The organism is Aquisalimonas sp., assembly GCF_007120195.1.
Lineage (GTDB): Bacteria > Pseudomonadota > Gammaproteobacteria > Nitrococcales > Aquisalimonadaceae > Aquisalimonas.
Window position 1 is genome coordinate 1 of record NZ_SKOG01000209.1, and the last position, 18,542, is coordinate 18,542.

The following is an 18,542-nucleotide window of genomic DNA, read 5'->3' on the forward strand; positions in this document are numbered from 1 at the left end:
CGCAAGACCAGCGAGGCCGTCACGGCATTCGCCCAGGAGAACGCGCGTCGCGGCGCGGCCAATTACGCCCGCTGGCTCGAGACGGAGCAACGCCTGCGCAAGCGGCTGGCGCGGCTGATCAATGCGGGTGACGCCGAGGACATCGCGCTGATCAAGAACACCTCTGAGGCGCTGTCGTTTATCGCCTACGGCATCGAGTGGTCCGCCGGCGATGAGGTCATCATTAACGACCTGGAGTTTCCATCCAACCGTATTCCCTGGGAATCGCTGCGGGATCAAGGCGTGACGGTTCGCGACGTCGGATTGCGGAATCCGGAGCAAGCGAGCGTCGAAGATGCGCTCATTGCCGCCATGGGTCCGAGGACGCGGTTGCTGACGGTCAGCGCGGTGCAATACGGCATCGGGCTGCGCATGGACCTTAAGCGGCTGGCTCAGGCATGCCGCGAGCGTGGCATTCTGTTCTGCGTGGATGCCATCCAGCAGCTGGGCGCGTTCAACTTTGACCTCGCCCGCGTGGATGCGGACTTCGTGGTGGCCGACGGTCACAAGTGGCTTCTGGGGCCCGAAGGGCTTGGGTTGTTCTACTGCCGTCCGGAGTTGCGTGAGCAGCTGCGTTTGACCCAGTACGGCTGGCACATGGTCGAGAATGCCGGAGATTTCGACACGAAAACCTGGCAGCCCGCGGCATCGGCACGCCGTTTCGAGTGCGGCAGCCCGAACCTGCTGGCCGTGCACGCCCTGGATGCAAGCCTTGAGGTGCTGCAGGACGATGTCGGCATGCCTGCCGTGGAAGCCGAGCTAGCCGCCAACGTCGGCTACCTGATCGAGCGTATCGGGGAGAGCGCAAACCTGGAGGTGGTCAGTGACACATCCCCCGGGCGTCGCTCCGGGATCGTTGTCTTTCAGGCCGATGGGGTCGACAGTAAGCGACTCTACCGGGCGCTCAGGGCCGAAGGGGTGATTTGCGCGGCCCGTGGCGGCGGCGTGCGCTTCTCGCCCCATTTCTACCTGAGCGCGGTGCAGCTGGATTACGCCGTGACGCGTGCCGAGGCATTGGCCCGGAGTTTTCTCGAAACGGGATAATTGAAGTATGTCCATGGCACGCGTCACGGCGTAATCCAGGAACTACTACAGGCGGTTTCGTTGTCCTCCGCCCCGCGGCTCGGCCGGGGTGACGAGCCTCACAGGGTATGGGTCGGGCGATCGGATTCCAGAGCCCCGGCGAGGTACGTTTCGATCTTGGAGCGCGCCGGCCCACCGTCCTTGTCGCTGAACTGCAGGCCGACTCCAGCCGTTCGGTTGCCTGGCGCGGCATGGGGCGTAATCCAGACGACCTTGCCAACGATTGGCAACTTCTCGGGCTCTTCCATGAGGTTCAGGAGCATGAAGACCTCGTCGCCCAGGCGGTAACTCTTGTTGGTGGGCACAAACAGCCCACCTTGGCGGATATGGGGCATATAGGCTGCGTAAAGGGCCTGTTTATCCTTGATAGACAACGACAGGATTCCCTGCCGGCCACTGCGACTCTGTGGGCTGCTAGCGTCCTCACTTTCCATGACCACCCCCGCGCGTGTAGAGATCACCCCAGCGAATAAACAGCGACTCGAGGACCAGTTGCGGGTTTAGCGGATGGTCGGCCAGCCGCCGCTGCTCCATCAACTCGTCCAGGAAATCGTACAATCGACTCGAGTCTAGCCCTGTCGGCAGCTGATTCAATCGACTGATTCTCGGTTTGGCACCCGCGGTCTCAACACGTATTAGATCCATCGTCACGGAGACCAGCAGATTCGTCACCATCTCGGTCTGGTCCTTCGACCAATGCGCCGCGGCGTCCACCGGCGTCATGCGCTGCTTGGCAATGCCACTGAGCTGCTCCAGCAGCGTGCCCAGTGCGGCGACACCACCCTCCTCTTTCAGCGCAATCGCCGCCAGCGGTGCATTGCCGACCAGGCCCAGCAGCTCTGCGGCCTCACCGTGCCCATGGGCGCGCAGCCATTCGCCGGCAGCCCCCCGGGTTGGAACGTGACACTGGAAAGTCTGACAGCGACTGCGGATGGTGGCGGGCAAGCGTGCCGGCCGGTGTGCCACGAGGATCAGCATGGCGTCCGCCGGCGGCTCCTCGAGCGTCTTCAGCAGGCTGTTGGCGGCACTGATGTTCATCTGCTCGGCAGGGACGATCACGCCGACGCGATGGCCGCCGAACTGGCTCTTGAGGCTGAAGGTCCGGCTCAGCTCCCGAATGGCGTCGACCTTAATGACCCGGCTGCCCTCTGCGGGAGTGAGGCACTGATAGTCCGGGTGGTTGCCGGCGCGGACAAGATGGCACCCCTGGCAGTCGCCGCAGGGCCGATTTGATGCGCGCCGGAGGCACAGCAGAACATGTGCCAACCGTAGCGCCAGCTCGCGCTTACCCAGCCCCTGTGGGCCAACCAGCAACACCGCGTGCGGCAGACGGCCCTCGTCGATGCGCCGGGTCAGGGCAGCCCAGACGTTACTCTGCCAGGGATAGGGAGCGCCGGCCTCTTCCATGTCAGCTCCGCGCTTTCACCCAGTCGTCGAGGACAGCACGCAGCGCCTGGCAAACGGTCGCTGCGTCGGCGGATGCATCGATGACGCGCATACGTTCGGGGTCGGCCGCAGCGCGCTCTAGGTAATTCTGGCGCACTCGCTCGAAGAATGTATCCTGCTCGCGTTCGAACCGGTCCGGGTCGCTGCGCGCCCCGGCCCGCGCACGGCCCTGGGTCACAGGGAGGTCGAGGACGAGTGTGAGATCCGGCCTCAGGGACCCCTGCACCCAGTCCTCAAGCACTGCGATGCGATCGTTGCCGAGGCGCCGCCCGGCGCCCTGGTAAGCATAGGTCGCATCCGTAAAGCGGTCACAGAGCACCCATTCACCCCGCGCCAGTGCCGGGCGAACCACTTTATCGAGGTGTTCAGCACGGGCGGCGAAAATCAGCAGCGTTTCCGCTTCGCCGCACATGGCATCGCCCGAGTGGTCGAGCAGCACACCGCGAACGGCCTCGCCCAGGGACGTTCCGCCTGGTTCGCGTGTCACCAGGGGTGCCCGGCCACGGGCCGTCAAGTGCTCCGCGAGGGCGTTCAGGGCCGTCGTCTTGCCGGCACCTTCCACGCCCTCGACGGTGATCAGCAGGCCCTTGTCCGGCGGGATTGCCGTCATTCCTCCATGCCCAGAATGTAGCGCCGCACCGCGCGGTTGTGCTCGTCCAGCGTCTCCGAGAACACGTGGGTACCGTCACCACGGGAGACAAAATACATCGCCTCCCCCGGCTCCGGATCCACGGCGGCCCGCAGCGACGCACCGCTTGGCATGGCGATGGGCGTCGGCGGCAGCCCGTGGCGGGTGTAGGTATTGTAAGGCGTATCCGTGCGCAAATCCTGGGTACGGATGCGGCCGTCGAAGTCATTCCCCATCCCGTAGATCACGGTGGGGTCGGTCTGCAGCCGCATTCCCTCCTGCAGGCGGCGCGTGAAAACGCCAGCGACCTTTCTGCGCTCTTCGGGGGCGCCGGTCTCGCGCTCAATGATCGATGCGAGGACGAGGGCCTCGTAAGCATCCGCGAGGGGCAGATCGTCGCTGCGTGCCTCCCACGCTGCGCTCAACCGACGCTTCATGGCACGATGCGCGCGCTTGAGCAGCTCCATATCCGAAGTCCCACGCGTGTAGTTATACGTCTCCGGATAGAACCAGCCCTCGGGATGCTGGTCCGGTTTGCCGAGCTCGGCCATCACCGCTTCGTCTGATTTGTCGCCGAGGGTATCGAGGATCCGGGGGTTCGCTTCCAGGGCAGCGCGGAGCTGCTGAAACGTCCAGCCTTCGATGATGGTGAAGCGATGCTGGACGACCCTGCCGCGGGCGATGTGCTCGAGCAGCTGGGGCGGCGTCATGCCGGCGGGGATTCGATACTCGCCGCTTTGCAGCCGTTGCGCATGCCCCGAGAGGCGTGCATGCAGGCGCAGGTAGATGGGCCGATCGAGCAGCCCATCCTCCTCCAGCTGGCGCTGGATATCATGCACGGTGCTCCCGGAGGGCACCTGCAGGGTGTGGGGTGTATCTGCGCCGTGCAGCGCCGTTTGCGACCAATTTCGATAATCGAAGGCGAGTAGCGTGCCGATAAACCCCGCCACGGCAACAACAACGAGAACCCCACGAATCACTTGGCGAATCATGCTCACTCGCTCTCCGCGCCACGTAAAGCCGGCGTACAGGCGTGGCCCTGCTCATCGATCCAATGCTGCAGCTCACGGGTCACCGGCCCCACGGGCCAGCGCGCGGAGCCGGCGACCTCGCAGACAGGCCACACGCCGTTGACGCTGTTGCACACAAAGACCTCATCCGCGGCACCCAGCACCGCTTGATCCACGTTCTGTTCGGCGACCGGGCGCCCCTGACGGCTGAGATAATCCATCAGGGTCCGGCGCATCACGCCGGCAATGCCGCACCCGGTGAGATCCGGGGTGATAACGGCGCCTTCGCGAACAATGAACAGGTTACTCATGGTGCCTTCAACGACGTGCCCCGCCTCGTCGCGCATCAACCCTTCGGCAGCATCCTGTCCATCCCATTGGGCGCGCGCCAGCACCTGCTCGAGGCGATTGAGGTGCTTTATGCCGGCAAGAAGGGGCTGGCGGGCCAGCCGGACCGTGGTGACCGTCGCCCGCACGCCCTGCTCCCAGTAACGCCTGGGGTGCGCCGGTGCCGGATGCAGGGAGAGTATCCTCCGGGGGCTTGGTTTCTGCGGTCTGGCATAACCGCGCCCCCCCGAACCTCCGGTCCACAGGATCTTGAGGACCCCACAATCGCCCGCCCACGCCGCCAGGGACACGGCCTCACTGGCAATCAAGTCAGGATCGGGTTCCGGCAGTCCGAGTGCGACAGCATCCCGGGTGAGTCGCTGCAGGTGCGCCTCCAGCAGCCGCGGGTACCCGTCAACCACCGCCACAGTCTCGAACAGCCCATCGCCGAATTGCAGGCCACGATCATCGGCCGGCAGCTGAGCACTGGCCGCACCATCGATCAGGTACCCAATACGGTTCATTCGTGCCTGCGGAACAACACCGTCCCGTTCGTCCCCCCGAAGCCGAAGGAATTGGATAGCGCCGTGCGGATCGTGCGCTCCTGCGCCGTGTGCGGCACGTAGTTCAGATCACATTCCTCGTCTGGATTGTCCAGGTTGATCGTCGGCGGCGCCACCTGATCGCGCATCGCCAAGAGCGTGAACACCGCCTCCACGCCACCGGCCGCACCGAGCAGGTGCCCGGTCATGGATTTTGTGGAACTGACTGCGAGCTTGTAGGCATGATCCCCGAACACCCGCGTGACGGCCTTGCTTTCCGCCACGTCACCCACCAGCGTGGACGTGCCGTGGGCGTTGATGTAATCGACCTCATCGGGGTTCGCCTGCGCGTCACGCAGAGCAGCCACCATACAGCGGGCCGCGCCTTCGCCGCCTTCGGAGGGCTGCGTCATGTGATAGGCGTCACCACTCATGCCATAGCCTGCCAGCTCGGCATAGATCGGCGCACCACGCCGGCGTGCGTGCTCATACTCCTCAAGCACAACGACACCGGCACCGTCACTGAGCACAAAGCCATCACGCCCCTGATCCCAGGGGCGGCTCGCCGCCTCGGGGTCATCATTCCTGATCGACAGGGCCTTGGCGGCCGAGAAGCCGCCCAGACCCGTTGGCGTGGTGGAGAACTCTGTGCCCCCGGCCACCATGACATCGGCATCGCCGTAGGAAATCATGCGCCCGGCCTCACCGATGTTGTGCGTACCCGAGGTACACGCGGTGACAATGGAGATATTCGGGCCTTTCATGCCGTGCATGATCGACAGATGGCCCGCAACCATATTGATGATCGCACCTGGGATAAAAAACGGGGACAGCTTGCGCGGTCCGCCGTCGAGATAGGCCTTGTGCCCGTTTTCAATCCAGTTGATACCACCGATACCGGAGCCGATGGCAACACCAATACGCTCGGGGTTCTCCTTGGAGACCTCCAGCCCGGCATCCTTCAGCGCCTGGTTGCCTGCCGCAATCCCGTAATGGATGAACGGATCCATCTTGCGGGCGTCCTTGGGATTGATGTGGTCCTTCGCATCAAAATCCCGGATGGTGCCAGCGAACCGGGTCGCAAACCGGGAGACGTCGAAACGATCAATCGGCCGAATGCCACTGCGCCCGGCCAGAATGTTGTCCCAGGCTTCCTTGATCGTATTACCGACCGGAGAAATGATACCCAGGCCTGTCACAACCACACGACGCTTGTTCAAGGCCATATCCTCGCTTGCGTTAGAAACGCGTGAAGGGTGACGGTTCCCCGACACCCTTCACGCGCCTGCCGACATTGTGCTGCCGCGGCATTACTTAGCCAAGTGCCCTTCGACGTAGTCGATCGCCTGCTGGACTGTCGTGATCTTTTCGGCCTCTTCATCCGGAATCTCGCATTCGAATTCCTCTTCCAGGGCCATCACGAGCTCAACGGTGTCGAGGGAGTCGGCACCCAGATCGTCAACGAAGGACGCCTCAGAGGTGACTTCTTCTTCCTTTACTCCGAGCTGCTCGACAACAATCTTCTTGACGCGCTCTTCGATACTGCTCATAAACCCTTACTCCCCAATAAGGCCGGCCCAGATGAAGCTGCCGGCGTATTCTATGCAAAGAGGCCTGTCGTTACCACAGCCTGAAGCGCGCTGCCGGACCAGCGGAGCACAAATCGGCGTGCACCGGCCCATCAGGTCATGTACATGCCGCCGTTGACATGTAGCGTCTGTCCGGTGATGTACTCGGCGCCATCCGATACCAAGAACGCCACCGTCGCCGCAATGTGCTCCGGGCGGCCTAATGTGCCCAACGGGATTTGCTTCGTCAAATCCCCGCGCTGCTCATCGCCCAGCGCCCGGGTCATATCCGTATCAATAAAACCCGGCGCCACGGCGTTCACCGTAACACCCCGACTCCCCACTTCCCGCGCCAGCGAGCGTGTAAACCCCTGGATACCGGCCTTGGCGGCGGCGTAGTTCGCCTGCCCGGCGTTACCTGTGGCACCGACCACCGAGGAGACGTTCACGATGCGGCCCCAGCGCGCTTTCATCATGCCGCGCAAGCAACGCTTCGAGAGCCGATAGACAGAATTGAGGTTCGTATCGATGATCTCGTCCCACTCTTCGTCCTTCATGCGCATCATCAGGTTGTCGCGGGTAATCCCGGCGTTGTTAACCACGATGGTGGGCGCACCGTAATCCCGGACGACCGCGTCGAGGGCGTTTTGGATGCTGGCGGCATCGGTGACGTTGAGCACCATTCCCCGGCCGCTGGCATCCATGGCACGGAGATATTCACTGATTCCTTCCGCGCCCGCCGACGAGGTTGCCGTGCCAATGACGGTATGACCCTGCCCAGCCAGAGCCTCAGCGATGGCCCGGCCGATTCCGCGGCTCGCGCCCGTCACCAGGGCAATGCGTGATTCAGCGCTCATGACTGTCTCCCCTAGGACCCGTTAACACGCCCGCAAAGCCTGCATTGGAACCCTGCTTGCTCCCGAGCTTCTCGTCCCTTACTGGCTGGCGTCTACTCGCCCGCGGCCGCTACTCAAGCGCCTTCTCAAGCGTCCCCGGATCGAATACAGGCCGGGCTTCCAGGCTCTTATCGATGCGCCGGGTCAACCCGGCGAGCACCTTGCCGGGACCGCACTCCACCAGCACCACCACGCCCTGCGCGGCCAGGTACTGAACGCTCTCAACCCAGCGCACTGGGCGGTGCAGCTGCCGGACCAGACGATCCCGGATGCCTTCGGGATCGTCGCAGATCGATACATCCACATTGTGGACGATCGGAATCGATGGTGCCGCAATGGGGGTGGTCGCAAGCCGCTCCGCGAGACGTTCCGCGGCCGGCTCCATGAGCGCGCAGTGCGACGGGACGCTGACCGGCAGTGGCATGGCGCGCTTGGCGCCGGCCTGCTTGGCCTGGGCAATGGCCCGCTCCACGGCTGCTGTCGAACCCGCGATAACGACCTGTCCGGGCGCATTGTAATTCACCGCCTCGACCACATCGCCCTGGGAGACGGTGGCACAGATATCGCGAATCTTTTCATCATCAAGCCCCAGAATGGCGGCCATGGCGCCCTCCCCCTGAGGGACGGCTTCCTGCATCAGCCGGCCACGCTCGGCGACCAGCTCGACGGCGTCACCAAAAGCCAGGGCGCCGCCGCAGACAAGCGCCGTGTACTCGCCGAGGCTATGACCGGCAAGATAGGCGGGCTGCTCTGCACCGCGCTCCTGGAGCGCCCGCCAAACAGCAACGCCGGCGGCGAGCATGGCAGGCTGGGTGATGTCCGTGCGATTCAGCTCTTCTTCCGGGCCTTTGCATACCAGTGCCCACAAATCGCAGTCGAGAGCGGCGGAGGCCTCCGTGAAGGTTTTCTCCACCACGGGAGTCGACTGTGCGAGTTCACCGAGCATTCCCACCGACTGGGATCCCTGCCCGGGAAAAACGAACGCTTTCTTGCTACTCATGCTGATACCCGCCTTCATCATCGGATGGCTGGTAGTGCCGTTAGTTTACAGCGCCTCAGTAACGGATCAGCGCCGACCCCCAGGTGAAGCCGCCGCCGAAGGCTTCCAGCAGCAGCAACTCGCCGCGCTTGATGCGACCATCGCGAACTGCGGTATCCAGCGCCAGGGGGATGGATGCCGCGGACGTATTGCCGTGTTCGGCGACGGTCTGCACCACCCGATCCATGGGCAGACCGAGTTTTTTCGCTGTGGCCTGGATGATGCGGATGTTCGCCTGGTGGGGAATCAGCCAGTCTACGTCGCGCTTGTTAAGCCCGTTCGCCTCCAGCGTCTCATCGACAATGCGACCGAGGGTCCGCACCGCGACCCTGAAAACCTCGTTACCCCGCATCTTCAGCTTGCCGGCACTGCCTTCGAGTTTGTCATAGCCTTGCGACACCCCCCAGGGGACATTCAGGAGGTCCTCGAAGCTGCCGTCGGTATGAAGATGGGTCGACAGAATGCCGGGGGTGTCATCCGCCTCCAGCACCAGTGCACCAGCCCCGTCGCCAAACAGGACACAGGTTCCCCGGTCTGTCCAGTCGATGATGCGGCTCATGGTCTCGGCGCCGATCACCAGGGCGCGTCGCGCGCCTCCGGTGAGAATGAAACGGTTAGCCACGTCCAATGCGAAGACGAATCCGGAACACGCTGCACCGACGTCGAAGGCCACCGCACCGGGGGTGATGCCGAGTTCCCTCTGCACGAGGCAGGCGGTGCTGGGGAAGACACGATCCGGGGTGCAGGTGCCGAGCGTCACCAGATCGATATCCGAGGGCTTCATCCCGGCAGCATCCAGGGCCCGGGACGCCGCAATCACCGCAAGATCACAGCATGTCTGATCCTCCCCCACGATGCGGCGCTCGCGAATCCCCGTGCGCTCTTGAATCCAGCGATCGCTGGTGTCCACGAGCCTCTCGAGCTCCGCATTCGTTACCACCCGCTCCGGCAGGTAGCCCCCCGTGCCCTTGATACTCGCATATGTCACGTGTGTTGCCTTTTCGAAAGCAGCTGATCCAGGCGCTCGTCAATGAGCGTAGGCACAGCCGCGTCAACTTCCATCATTGCCGTCTCGATGGCATGGGCAAACGCCGTGATGTCTGCTCCGCCGTGACTCTTGAGCACAATACCACGCAGCCCGAGAAGGCTTGCACCATTGAATTGACGCGGGTCGATGCGCGCACGAAAACGCCGAAGCACCGGGAGCGCCACCAGGCCGGCCAGTTTCGTGAGGAGATTGCGCCGGAATTCCTCATTCATGTAGTGAGCGATAATGGAGGCGACGCCTTCACTGGTCTTGAGGGCCACATTGCCGACGAATCCGTCACAGACGATGATATCGGCTGTCCCCTTGAAGATGTCATCGCCTTCCACGTAGCCGACGTAGTTGAGGCCGCCCTCAGAGAGGATCTGAGCGGCCTGCTTGACCTGATCATTGCCCTTGATCTCCTCCTCGCCGATATTGAGCAAACCGACGCGGGGTCTCGCCATTCCGTCAAGCGCCTCGGCGAGCACCGAGCCCATGACCGCGAACTGGAGCAGGTGTTCTGCGCTGCAGTCGACGTTGGCCCCGAGATCGAGCATCCGCGAGTATCCGCCGATACTGGGAAGGGTCGTACAGATGGCGGGGCGATCGATGCCCGGGAGGGTTTTCAGCACGTAGCGGGCGGTGGCCATGAGTGCGCCGGTGTTGCCTGCTGATATGGCCGCATCGGCATTGCCCTCCTTGACCCGGTTGATCGCCAAGCGCATGGACGAATCCTTCTTCAGGCGCAAGGCCTGCGACGGCGATTCGTCCATACCGACGGTTTGGCTCGCCGAAACCACAGTGAGCCTGGGATGATCGAGGGCGCCCTTGCGCTGCAGTTCCCTGTTGATCGCTTCCTCGTTGCCGACCAGGGACAGGCGCAGACGCTCGTGCCGTTGAACCGCCAGCAATGCAGCCGGCACAACGACCGTGGGGCCGTGATCTCCCCCCATGGCGTCCAGCGCGATCGTGATGGCTTTGGGCATTAACCCGCTAGATCCTGTTACGGGAAGTCAACACCCCCCGGTGGCTCCACAGCCGATCGTGCCAGTGGTCCCCGCGGAGGCCCCCTCGTTGACGGCTCATTTACTCGTTATCGGTATCGAGGACTTTGCGTCCGCGATAATAGCCTTCGGGGCTGATGTGGTGCCGGCGGTGGGTTTCGCCGGTGGTCGGCTCCACGGACAGCGTCGGCCCACCCAGCGCATCGTGGGCACGACGCGTGCCCCGCTTCGCGCGGGATTTTCTATTCTTTTGAACCGCCATGGTCAGACTCCTTAATCCAAATCGTTATCGCCGGGGCGCTTCTTGAGCGCGCCCAGCACGGCAAACGGGTTGTCCCGCTTTGCCCCATCCCCCCCGGGCTGATCGGGTGTCAACGGCGGACACCGCGGATCGTCCTCGTGGCGGGCGATCACGGGCAAAGCAAGGATGAGTTCATCCTCTACCAAGTGCGCAAGCACCAACTCGCCCGCCGGACAGACGAGCGGATCCAGCGCCTCGGGCAAGTGGTCGGCGTCTTCCTCACAATCGATAACGGCCACATGGACATTCGGCGCCAGGTCGATCACCACTGGCCCGAGACAGCGCTGGCAAATAAGCGTGACCTGCGCGCGAATCGCACCGCTGATCAGGGTCCTGCGGCCGCTATCCACGTAGAAGTGCAGATCCACAGCCACCTGACCACCGCCTTTGGCCAGTAACCCGCTTAGCCGCTCGAGCCCGTCCATGTCGATCGATATCGACAACCGCCGATCCCGCCGGGCAAGCAGCGCGGGGTCGACTGTCTTGGGCGCGGTGCTTGCGGTCATAAGGCGCGCATGGTAGCCGCGTGTCGAAGGCCTGTCAAAGCGCCCCGGCCACTCGAGCGGCGCCGGTGCCATGGCATGGCTTGACACGGCACCCGTAGGGCGGGTTAGCGCAGCGTAACCCGCCGTCAATGACAGGGCGCCGCAGGCGCACGACTCGTGCTACGTCTGTGCGCCGTCGGCGCGATCTGTTTGACGGTGCATTACGCCTGCGGCTAATGGCACCCTACCCCTTCGATCGGGGCCGGTGCCATGGCATGGCTTGACACGGTACCCGTAGGGCGGGTTAGCGCAGCGTAACCCGCCGCAATGGCGCCTTGACGGCGGGATGCCGGCAAGGGTCCAATCCAGCAAAGACGTTTCCCCGATCGGGGGCCGGGCCTTGGCGCCACTCGGCCACCAACCCGCATTGGTCTGGAGCCCACAATGGAGCAAGCCCGGGTCGTTCTGGCCTCCGGTTCCCGTCACCGCCAGCAACTGCTGCGGCGCCTGTTTATCGACTTCGAGGTGGACCCCCCGGACGTGGACGAATCGCTGCGGGAGGTCGAGACGGCTGACCGCTATGTGACCCGGCTTGCCGAACGAAAGGCACGTGCAGTCGCCGGGCGCCACCCCCACAGTCTAGTGATCGGTAGCGATCAGGCGGCGGTGCTGCGTGACCGGATTCTCGGCAAACCCCCCAGTCACGAAGCCGCCGTCGAGCAGCTCCTCGGCGCCTCCGGGCAGGTGGTAACCTTTTTGACCGGGCTGTGCCTGCTCAACACACACACCCAGTCCGTGCACGTGGACGTGGTTCCGTTTCGCGTTCGCTTCCGGCGTCTCTCCCCCGCCACGGTCGAGCGCTACCTGGCGCGCGAGCCGGCTTACGACGCCGCGGGCAGCTTTCACTCCGAAGGGCTGGGCATCAGCCTGTTCGAACGCCTCGAGGGGGCGGACCCGACCGCGCTGGTCGGGCTGCCCCTCATACGCCTGGTCAGCATGCTGGCCGCCGAGGGCCTGGAATTACCCTGACGGCCTGTTGCCCCGGCTTACTCGAATGGCGCCGGCCCAAACAAGTGACCGGCCAGCGTCTCACCAATGGCCACTCCGATCCCGCGTCCGAAACGCTCCAACAGGTTTGGCCGAATCGTGTAGTCCCTCATGTGCTCGACACCGATGACGTCTCGGACGACGTGCTGGACACTGCCGATGTCATCCACCAAACCCAGTTCGATGCTCTCCGGGCCGGTCCAGACCTCGCCGGAGAAGATTGTGTCATCGTCGGTAAGCTTATCCCCGCGTCCTTCCCGAACGGCCTCGATGAACTGCTCGTGGATCGAGTCCAGCAGCCGTTGTAGCCGCTCCACGTCCTCGGGGCGTTCCTCCGAGAACGGATCCATGAACGCCTTGCTCTCTCCGGCGGTGTGCAGGCGGCGCTCGATACCGAGCCGCTCCATCGCCTCATGGAAGCCAAACCCGTTCATCATGACGCCGATCGAGCCCACCATGGTGGCCGGATCCACGTAAATGGCATCTGCCGACACGGCCAGGTAGTAAGCGCCGGAGGTGAACATGTCGCCCGCGACCACGTACAGCGGCGTGTCCGGGTATTCCTCCTTGAGGCGCCGAATTTCCTGATTGATACGGTTCGCTTGCACCGGGCTGCCGCCCGGGCTGTTAACCTCAAGGATAACCCCGCGGGATTGCTCACCCGAGAACGCGCGCCGTAGGGCGCGATTAATCGTCTCGGCATCGTTCTCGCCCCCCGGCAAGATGACACCATCGACCTCCACCATCGCGGCGTGCGGCCTAGCGGTCGTCTCCGTGGTGCCTGGCAGCCAACCAAGGGCGAGCGCCAGCACGAGCACCAGATACCCAAAAAACAAGGCCTTAAAGAATATCCCCCAGCGGCGACCCCGCCGCCGCTCACGAATGCCCTCCAGGGCCAGCTCCCGGAGCGCTTCACGCTCCCAGCGATCATCTTGCATCAACCGTTACTCCCGTGATTATCGGGCCACGTGATCCAGCGACCCGAGCACGCGGTGGAGATCGTCCGGCAACTCGGCGTGGTACAGGTGCCGCTGCCCGGTATCCGGATCGTCCCACTGCAACCCGTGCGCATGTAAAAAGAGCCGCTTCAATCCGCCGCGGCGGAGTTCCGCATTCCATTGGGTATCACCGTAACGCTCATCCCCGGCCACCGGGTGCCCCGCGTGGGCGGCGTGCACGCGAATCTGATGCGTGCGCCCGGTGCCGATCCAGACCTGCGCCAGCGTGGCCTGTCGGTACACCTCGGACCGGCGGAAAACGCTACGCGCGCTTTGGCCGGCGGAACTCACCTGGACGGTGCGCTCCCCCTGGTAACGGGCATTGCGATCCAGCCGCGCCTCGATCGGCAGCGGATGCTTGGGCAACCGACCCTTGACCAGTGCAAGGTAGTGCTTTTCAAGGCGACCGTCTCGAATGACCGCATGCAGCTTCCGGAGTTCGCTGCGCCGCTTTGCCACCAGCAGGCAGCCGCTGGTTTCCCGATCGAGCCGGTGCACCAGATCCAGGAACGCCGCGTCGGGGCGCATGGCGCGCAGCGCCTCGATGATGCCCCAGCGGATTCCGCTACCGCCATGGACCGCCAGGCCAGATGGCTTGTTCAGCACCAGCAAACGCCCATCCTCGTGCAGGATCGACTCCGCCACCTGCTTGACAACGTCCCTGGGCGGATGCTGGCCATCGGCCACGGCTGTCGCATCGGTCGACACCGGAGGGATGCGCACGCGATCTCCCACACTCAGTCGTGTGCTCGAGCGGACACGCCCGCCATTGACCCGGACTTCCCCCTTGCGCACCAGCCGCTGCAGCCGGGATCGCGGAACCCCTTTGAGCTCCCGGGCGAGGAAGTTGTCGATCCGCTGCCCTTCGGAGCGCGCATCGACGGCCACATGGCGAACCCCGTTGCGATGCTGCGTTGTGGTTACTGGGTTCATGCCTGCAGGAATGATATCAGCTCAAAGCCCCGTTTGATGCAGCTGGTTGACACTGCTATATTTGCTGCACCTTTGGGAGCAGTCTGACTGCTGGCTCCAGGGGTCGACAGCCCGTGTAGGTGACGCATCATCCGCTCGGCGGATGTTTTTAATGCTGGTTTCATGGTGGTCCCGTCTAGCGGGGCGACCCACAGAGAACCGCTCCCATGGCTTCGCTCCGACTGATGACGCAGAACTTGGTCGTCTTGCGCCTCGCCGCGCTGTTCCTGTTCAAGCCGACTCGTTCGTGCGCGCACCTCCGAGGTGCCGCGCACCGTCGCATCGTGACCGGAAGCGTCCACCAGGCCGGAGGCATGGTTGAGCGCCGGAGATTCGCAACGTATGAAAAGAATGCTAATCAATGCCACCCAGCCGGAAGAGCTGCGGGTGGCCATGGTGGATGGTCAAAAGCTCTACGACCTGGATATCGAGACCCCGGCACGGGAGCAAAAGAAGTCCAATATCTACAAGGGAAAAATCACGCGGGTCGAGCCCAGCCTTGAGGCGGCGTTCGTCCAGTATGGCTCGGATCGACACGGCTTTCTCCCCTTCAAGGAAATCGCGCGCGCCTACTACCAGGGCAACGACTCCGGTGGCGACGGCGGTCGCGTCAGCATCAAGGACGTTATCAAGGAAGGCCAGGAAGTCGTTGTCCAGGTGGACAAAGAAGAGCGCGGCACCAAGGGCGCCGCACTGACGACCTACGTCAGCCTCGCGGGCCGCTACCTCGTCCTGATGCCGAACAACCCGCGTGCCGGCGGCGTATCCCGGCGCATCGAGGGCGACGACCGCGACGACATCCGCGATGCCCTGCGCCAGCTCGACACCCCCGAAGGTATGGGGCTCATTGTGCGCACCGCCGGTGTCGGCCGCAACATCGAAGAATTGCAGTGGGATCTCAACTATCTGCTGCAGCTTTGGGAAATGATTAAGGGCGCTGCGGACCAACGTCCTGCCCCGTTCCTGATCTACCAGGAAAGTAACGTCATCATCCGGGCCCTGCGCGATTACCTGCGGGCCGACACCGGCGAAATCCTCATTGACGATGCCGACGTCTATGCCACCGCCCAGGATTTCGTCAAGCAGGTGATGCCGCACTTCAGCACGCGGCTCAAGCACTACGACGACAGCGTCCCCCTGTTCACGCGCTATCAGATCGAGAGTCAGATTGAATCGGCGTTCGATCGTCAGGTGCAACTCCCCTCGGGCGGCGCCATCGTGATCGATCATACCGAGGCGTTGATCTCCATCGACATCAACTCGGCACGCGCCACTAAAGGCGGCGACATTGAGGAGACCGCGCTCAACACCAACCTCGAAGCCGCCGATGAAATTGCCCGGCAGCTTCGCATCAGGGATCTCGGGGGGCTGATTGTCATTGATTTCATCGACATGGGCCCGAATCGCAATCAACGCGATGTGGAACAGCGCCTCCGGGAATCGGTGAAAATGGACCGCGCGCGCGTGCAAGTGGGCCGCATCTCCCGATTCGGGCTGATGGAAATGTCCCGGCAGCGTCTGCGGACGTCCTTGGGCGAGACCAGTCAGGAAGTCTGCCAGCGATGCAATGGGCAGGGGACGGTGCGCAGTGTCGAGTCGTTGGCACTGTCGATCCTGCGCCTCGTTGAAGAAGAGGCCATGAAGGAGAAAACCTCCAAGGTCCTGGCACAGCTCCCCCTGGCCGTGGCCACCTACCTGCTGAACGAGAAGCGCGAGATGATCGGCCTCATTGAAGCGCGCCACGGTGTGCAGGTCATCATGGTGCCGAGCCGCAGCTTAGAGACACCGCACTATTCCGTGGAGCGGATTCGCGGGGACGACCGTTCCGCCGACGATTCGAGCTACCGCCTCGTGGCCAAGGAAGAGGAAGCCGCCTATCCCGTCGCCGCAAGCGAAAAGCGTCGCCCGGAGGAGCCTGCGGTGCGTGCCATCGCACCGACGGCTGCCCCGCCGGCACCCGGGCAATCCAGCCAGCCGGCGCCCCAGGCGGGCACAGACGAGGGCCTGCGCAGCAGGGACGGGCCCTCAAGCCTGACAGGCTTCTTTCGCTGGCTGGGTTCGGTCTTCGGCACGGAGGGAACACATCCACGGGAGGCGGATGCAACCCAGAGCGCAACGCCGCCCAGTGAACCGGCACGGGCCCAGCCGCGGACTCGCGAGGAGAGTCAGCAAAGTGGCGGGCAGCCCGCCGCGAAGCGCTCCGGCCAGAGTAGCGGTCGAGGCCGCCGCGGCGGCAGTGCAGCGGGTGCCAAAAGCAAGGCCAGTCGGGAGGACGCGGCCGCCGCGAGCGCCAAGCCACCGGCAAAGGAGGCGGAACCCAAGGCCAGCCCACCTCCTGGCGAAAAGCCATCGGCCGCCCAGGACAGCGGCAGTCAGGCCCAGCCAGAGGGTGAGCAAAGCACCCAGGCCGAGGAACAGCCGTCGCGCTCGACCCGTAGCCGCCGTGGACGCCGTGGCGGGCGGCGGCGCCGGCGCGGCAGCGGCCAACAGGCTGGCGAGGAGAGCCAGCAGAGCGAGGAGACGAATCAGCATACCGCGGACGCGGGGTCCACGGGGGCCACCGCTGATGCCTCCGCCACGCAATCCCACGCCGGCGACGCATCAGAGGCGAGCACGCCGGCCGCCACCGCCGGGGGTGGCGCAGCCGCGGACACCGCGGCGGGCGACGAGACCGCAGAATCCGAGACGGTGGATGAGGCGGGTCAGCAAACCCGCAGCAAACGGCGCGGAGGCCGCAGCCGCCGGCGAGGCCGCAGCGCTGACAGCCAGGCCACGGCGGGGGAATCCGACGGGCAGGTCTCCGGCGACGACACGGCGCAGCCCGAAACCGAGGCGGGCGAGCAACCAGACACCGAGGAAACAGCATCGTCTCCCCCGCCTAAGCAGACCAAGCCGGCGGGGTCGAAGGCGCGGGACCCGCGGCAACGCGACGGTCGCCCGCGCATTCCAGCGAAGCCCACGACCCAGCAGACATCGACCCACGCCGAGGTGTCGACGCCTCCGTCGGACGTCGCGAAGACAGCCGCGCCCACATCGCCGGCGACACCACCTGACCGTGCGCCCTCCGAGGCGCCAACGCCGGTCGACACCACCGCCGACGACACAGGTGCCAGCCCGGCGGTGACCGACGCCGCCAGTCAAGAGTCTCCGCCCATGCCCCCGGCCCCGGAGCCATCGGAACCAGCGGCGCCGGAACCGGATGCACCTTCCCCAACGGCCGAGGGCGCCGAACAGACAGCCCGGCACCCTGGGCACAAGGCCGAAGGGGAGACGGCCAGCAAACCGGAAACGGACGACAATCGCGGGGAATCAGCCAAATCGGAGGAGCACGAGTCAGAAGACGTCGATGCGTCGTCGGTACCTGCAGACACTGCGCCCGATACGGATACATCCAAGCGGAACTGATGGATCAGTAGTACGCCGGGATTGGCAAAGGGAGTGCCGCACTTGAAGGCGCCGCGAATGGCTCAAGGGTGGCCGGATTGCAAGGTGCGCCCTTGGCGCACCCTTCCAGGACACTAGAGTCTATGGGCCTGGCGAAGGTGCTTGAGCAGGCCAGTGGCCGAGTCTTCGATCAGGTCCAGCACGTGCTCGAACCCCCTGTCTCCCCCGTAATACGGGTCCGGCACTTCATCTGCCGTGTGGTTCTCCGCGAACTCCACCAATAGCCGGACCTTGGCCCGCTGCCCCGCGGGGGCTTCCGCCAGGAGAATATCCAGGTTCCACTGGTCCATGGCGAGAATGTGGTCGAAATAGTCGAAATCGGAGCGTTCCACTTGGCGGGCCCGCAAATGCCCCATCTCCACGCCTCGCTCACGCCCCGCCGCCTGTGACCGCGGATCCGGCGGCTTGCCGATGTGGTAAGCATGTGTACCCGCAGAATCCGCCTCGATCCGCCCCTCCAGCCCGTGATCAGCGAGCAACTTGTGGAACACGGCTTCGGCACTGGGCGAACGACAAATATTACCCATACAGACGAACAACACCCGTACTTTTATTCCATCATTCATGCGGTTATGAGAACTCCTTAAGGTCGTGCGCCTGCGGCGCTGTGTTATTGACGGCGGGTTACGCTGCGCTAACCCGCCCTACGGGTACCGTGTCAAGCCATGCCATGGCACCGGGTCCGA

General features: G+C 64.2%; 19 protein-coding genes. 3 read left to right on the plus strand and 16 right to left on the minus strand.

What is annotated here, in order from left to right; genetic code table 11:
* Window positions 1-1,083: aminotransferase class V-fold PLP-dependent enzyme (locus QZT63_RS14740; RefSeq protein WP_290652251.1), on the plus strand; the 1,083-nt coding region annotated here is incomplete at its 5' end.
* 98 nt (window positions 1,084-1,181) lie between these two features.
* Here the strand turns inward: QZT63_RS14740 and QZT63_RS14745 are convergent.
* The 13 genes from QZT63_RS14745 to QZT63_RS14805 form a co-directional block, all read right to left on the minus strand.
* The gene (locus tag QZT63_RS14745; RefSeq protein ID WP_290652252.1) at window positions 1,182-1,556 is read right to left on the minus strand and encodes a PilZ domain-containing protein; all 375 of its coding nucleotides are present in this window, start codon (window positions 1,554-1,556) and stop codon (window positions 1,182-1,184) included.
* Window positions 1,546-2,529, minus strand: coding sequence for a DNA polymerase III subunit delta' (locus tag QZT63_RS14750; RefSeq protein ID WP_290652253.1), 984 nt, complete (start codon window positions 2,527-2,529; stop codon window positions 1,546-1,548). Before QZT63_RS14750 ends, QZT63_RS14745 begins: the two co-directional genes overlap by 11 nt.
* 1 nt (window position 2,530) lies before the next feature.
* Window positions 2,531-3,178 (minus strand): dTMP kinase, encoded by a 648-nt coding sequence (gene tmk, locus QZT63_RS14755; protein WP_290652254.1) that lies wholly within the window; start codon window positions 3,176-3,178, stop codon window positions 2,531-2,533.
* Entirely contained in the window at window positions 3,175-4,188 is a 1,014-nt protein-coding gene (gene mltG, locus QZT63_RS14760; RefSeq protein WP_290652268.1) for an endolytic transglycosylase MltG, read from the minus strand. Before mltG ends, tmk begins: the two co-directional genes overlap by 4 nt.
* Before the next feature lie 2 nt (window positions 4,189-4,190).
* Window positions 4,191-5,057 carry an aminodeoxychorismate lyase gene (gene pabC / locus QZT63_RS14765; RefSeq protein WP_290652255.1) on the minus strand — a complete coding sequence of 289 codons (867 nt, stop codon included), beginning with the start codon at window positions 5,055-5,057 and terminating at the stop codon, window positions 4,191-4,193.
* Window positions 5,054-6,295, minus strand: a complete 1,242-nt coding sequence (gene fabF, locus QZT63_RS14770; RefSeq protein WP_290652256.1) for a beta-ketoacyl-ACP synthase II — start codon at window positions 6,293-6,295, stop codon at window positions 5,054-5,056. The genes pabC and fabF overlap by 4 nt, the downstream gene beginning before the upstream one ends.
* Before the next feature lie 90 nt (window positions 6,296-6,385).
* Window positions 6,386-6,625 carry an acyl carrier protein gene (acpP, locus tag QZT63_RS14775; RefSeq protein ID WP_290652257.1) on the minus strand — a complete coding sequence of 80 codons (240 nt, stop codon included), beginning with the start codon at window positions 6,623-6,625 and terminating at the stop codon, window positions 6,386-6,388.
* Between the two features lie 131 nt (window positions 6,626-6,756).
* Window positions 6,757-7,500, minus strand: a complete 744-nt coding sequence (fabG, locus tag QZT63_RS14780; protein WP_290652258.1) for a 3-oxoacyl-ACP reductase FabG — start codon at window positions 7,498-7,500, stop codon at window positions 6,757-6,759.
* A gap of 109 nt (window positions 7,501-7,609) precedes the next feature.
* The gene (fabD, locus tag QZT63_RS14785; protein ID WP_290652259.1) at window positions 7,610-8,539 is read right to left on the minus strand and encodes an ACP S-malonyltransferase; all 930 of its coding nucleotides are present in this window, start codon (window positions 8,537-8,539) and stop codon (window positions 7,610-7,612) included.
* Between the two features lie 55 nt (window positions 8,540-8,594).
* Window positions 8,595-9,566 carry a beta-ketoacyl-ACP synthase III gene (locus QZT63_RS14790; RefSeq protein WP_290652260.1) on the minus strand — a complete coding sequence of 324 codons (972 nt, stop codon included), beginning with the start codon at window positions 9,564-9,566 and terminating at the stop codon, window positions 8,595-8,597.
* A complete protein-coding gene (gene plsX, locus QZT63_RS14795; protein ID WP_290652261.1) occupies window positions 9,563-10,591 on the minus strand; it encodes a phosphate acyltransferase PlsX in 1,029 nt (342 codons plus the stop codon). Before plsX ends, QZT63_RS14790 begins: the two co-directional genes overlap by 4 nt.
* 100 nt (window positions 10,592-10,691) lie before the next feature.
* Entirely contained in the window at window positions 10,692-10,871 is a 180-nt protein-coding gene (gene rpmF, locus QZT63_RS14800; protein WP_290652262.1) for a 50S ribosomal protein L32, read from the minus strand.
* A gap of 11 nt (window positions 10,872-10,882) precedes the next feature.
* Entirely contained in the window at window positions 10,883-11,416 is a 534-nt protein-coding gene (locus QZT63_RS14805; RefSeq protein WP_290652263.1) for a YceD family protein, read from the minus strand.
* Window positions 11,417-11,839: 423 nt separating this feature from the next.
* Between QZT63_RS14805 and QZT63_RS14810 the strand changes: the two genes are divergently transcribed.
* Window positions 11,840-12,424, plus strand: coding sequence for a Maf family protein (locus QZT63_RS14810; protein ID WP_290652264.1), 585 nt, complete (start codon window positions 11,840-11,842; stop codon window positions 12,422-12,424).
* A gap of 17 nt (window positions 12,425-12,441) precedes the next feature.
* Here QZT63_RS14810 and QZT63_RS14815 read toward each other — a convergent pair whose 3' ends face one another.
* Both QZT63_RS14815 and QZT63_RS14820 read right to left on the minus strand, forming a co-directional pair.
* Window positions 12,442-13,380 (minus strand): S49 family peptidase, encoded by a 939-nt coding sequence (locus QZT63_RS14815; protein WP_290652265.1) that lies wholly within the window; start codon window positions 13,378-13,380, stop codon window positions 12,442-12,444.
* Between the two features lie 18 nt (window positions 13,381-13,398).
* Window positions 13,399-14,373 carry an RluA family pseudouridine synthase gene (locus QZT63_RS14820; protein WP_290652266.1) on the minus strand — a complete coding sequence of 325 codons (975 nt, stop codon included), beginning with the start codon at window positions 14,371-14,373 and terminating at the stop codon, window positions 13,399-13,401.
* Between the two features lie 381 nt (window positions 14,374-14,754).
* Here QZT63_RS14820 and rne point away from each other — a divergent pair, with 381 nt between their 5' ends.
* Window positions 14,755-17,817 carry a ribonuclease E gene (gene rne, locus QZT63_RS14825; RefSeq protein ID WP_366637201.1) on the plus strand — a complete coding sequence of 1,021 codons (3,063 nt, stop codon included), beginning with the start codon at window positions 14,755-14,757 and terminating at the stop codon, window positions 17,815-17,817.
* A gap of 113 nt (window positions 17,818-17,930) precedes the next feature.
* Here rne and QZT63_RS14830 read toward each other — a convergent pair whose 3' ends face one another.
* The gene (locus tag QZT63_RS14830; RefSeq protein WP_290652267.1) at window positions 17,931-18,422 is read right to left on the minus strand and encodes a low molecular weight protein-tyrosine-phosphatase; all 492 of its coding nucleotides are present in this window, start codon (window positions 18,420-18,422) and stop codon (window positions 17,931-17,933) included.
* Window positions 18,423-18,542 lie beyond the last annotated feature (120 nt).